This window comes from Arthrobacter sp. Br18 (assembly GCF_000520555.1).
Classification (GTDB): domain Bacteria; phylum Actinomycetota; class Actinomycetes; order Actinomycetales; family Micrococcaceae; genus Arthrobacter_D.
On sequence record NZ_KI914888.1, the window covers coordinates 12,126 to 14,390 of the forward strand.

At 68.4% G+C, this 2,265-nt stretch carries 3 protein-coding genes; all 3 read left to right on the top strand.

All coding sequences use genetic code 11. The features are described from left to right. On the top strand, positions 1-639 hold a 639-nt coding region (locus Y704_RS21760; RefSeq protein ID WP_035773006.1), incomplete at its 5' end, for an SLC13 family permease. A gap of 39 nt (positions 640-678) precedes the next feature. Continuing rightward, the gene (locus tag Y704_RS21765) at positions 679-1,923 is read left to right on the top strand and encodes a CaiB/BaiF CoA transferase family protein (RefSeq protein WP_051477185.1); all 1,245 of its coding nucleotides are present in this window, start codon (positions 679-681) and stop codon (positions 1,921-1,923) included. Between the two features lie 11 nt (positions 1,924-1,934). Beyond that, a partial coding sequence (locus tag Y704_RS0115100; RefSeq protein WP_275451072.1) for a carboxyl transferase domain-containing protein occupies positions 1,935-2,265 on the top strand: 331 nt, incomplete at its 3' end.

Below are 2,265 nucleotides of genomic sequence, written 5' to 3' on the forward strand. Positions count from 1 at the left end.
CCCGCCGGCGACGGCGCTGTCGCGACGAAGTCCCGCGAGGACAGGGTTTCGCAGACCGCCACCATCCTCGGCCTCATCGCCCTCGCGGTCATCGCGCTCGGCTTCAGCGTTGACGTCGGCTTCGTCGCCATCACCGTGGCCGTGATCCTCGCACTCATTTCGCCCAAGGCGCAGAGCGGTGCCGTGAACAAGATTGCCTGGTCCACCGTGCTCCTCATCTGCGGCATGCTGACGTTCGTCGGTGTCCTCCAGGCTGCCGGCACCATCGAATACGTCTCCGACGGCGTGGCAAGCCTCGGCATGCCGCTGCTGGCGGCACTGCTCATCTGCTACATCGGCGCCGTCGTCTCGGCGTTCGCGTCCTCGACCGCCATCCTCGCGGCCCTCATCCCGCTGGCGATTCCGTTCCTCGAATCCGGTGAAGTGGGAGCCGTCGGGGTGGTGGCAGCGCTCGCGGTCTCCTCCACCATCGTGGACGTGTCGCCGTTCTCCACCAACGGTGCGCTGGTCCTCGCCAACGCCCCGGAGGGAACCGACAAGGACCGCTTCTACAAGCAGATCCTCGGCTACGGCGGTCTCGTGGTGCTGGCCGGTCCGGTCATCGCCTGGCTCATCCTCGTGGTTCCGGGATGGCTGTAGACCGGGCTCGGCACCGTCTTCCAAGGGAAGGAACAGCACATGACATCGGAGACCGGCCCGGCCGCAGCGCGGACAGGTGCAGGACCCCTCGACGGCTACCTCGTGGTGGATCTCAGCCGCGCGCTGGCCGGGCCGCACGCAGGCATGATGCTCGGGGACCTCGGCGCCCGGGTGATCAAGGTGGAAAATCCGGGTTCGGGAGACGACACCCGGGGCTGGGGACCGCCGTTCGTGGGTCCTGAGGAAGACCGCCAGTCAACCTACTTCCTCTCCTGCAACCGCAACAAGGAGTCGATCGCGCTCGACCTGAAGAGCGACGACGGCCAGGGAGTGCTCCGCGACCTGCTCCGCCGGGCCGACGTCGTGGTCGAAAATTTCCGCCCGGGTGTGCTGGACCGCCTGGGGTTCTCCACCGAGGCGATGCACGAGCTGAACCCCCGCCTGGTGATCCTGTCGATCACCGGGTTCGGTCATGACGGACCGGAAGCCACACGGAGCGGTTACGACCAGATCGTGCAGGGTGAAGCCGGGCTCATGTCCCTGACCGGGCCCGGCCCGGAGGATCCCCAGCGGGTCGGCGTGCCCATCGCTGACCTGCTGTCCGGAATGTACGGCGCCTACGGCGCGCTGGCCGCGCTGCTGGAGCGGGACCGCACGGGCAGGGGTCAGGTGGTGCGCACCTCGCTGCTCGCCGCAATCATCGGGGTTCATGCCTTCCAGGGAACACGGACCACCATTGCGGGCGAGGTACCGCAGGCCCAGGGCAACCACCATCCGTCCATCGCGCCGTACGGACTGTTCAGCTGCAGGGGCGGCAGGGTCCAGATCAGCGTGGGGAGCGAGAAGCTGTGGGCGACCTTCGCTGCAGCCTTCGGCCTCGACCCCACTGCGAATGAGTTCGCCACGAACTCGGCCCGCGTCACCAACCGCGACGCCCTGATCCGCGAGATCGAGGACGCCTTCTCGGCTTTCGAGGCCGAACCGCTGCTGGCAAGGCTCAACGTTGCGGGCATTCCGGCGGGCAAGGTCCGTAGCCTCGACGAGGTGTACGCCTGGGAACAGGTCCACTCCCAGGGGCTGCTCGTCGATGTGGACCACGCGACGCTCGGCAAAATCAGCCTGCCCGGGCCCCCGCTGCGCTTCTTCGACGCCGACCGCGAGACCACGAATACCGGGCATGCGGCGCCACCCCTGCTCGACGGCGACGGTGGACGCATCCGGGAATGGCTTGCGGCTCCCGAGAACAACGGCGGCGGCAACGGTGACGGCGGCGCGGGTCGGTGACCGGCACGCCGGTGACAGACCCTCCCGGACACCTCTCGGCACGTGAGCTGATCGACGTCGTCCTTGATTCCGGCTCGTTCACCTCCTGGGATTCGCCGGTGACCGAGCCGATCGAGGGCAGGGAAGGCTACGCCGAGGAGCTGGAGCGGGCGCGGGAGAAGAGCGGCGCCGATGAATCGGTGCTCACGGGAGAGGGGCTGATCCGCGGCCGGCGCGTCGCGGTTCTCGTCTCTGAATTCCGCTTCCTCGCCGGCTCGATCGGCTCCGCCGCTGCCCGCAGGATCGTGTCGGCCATCGAGCGGGCCACGCGTGAGAAGCTGCCGCTCCTGGCCGGTCCGGCGT

Bases quoted from the DNA above. Each gene is read 5' to 3' on its own strand.
- Y704_RS21765 (WP_051477185.1), top strand. From the start codon at position 679: ATGACATCGGAGACCGGCCCGGCCGCAGCGCGGACAGGTGCAGGACCC.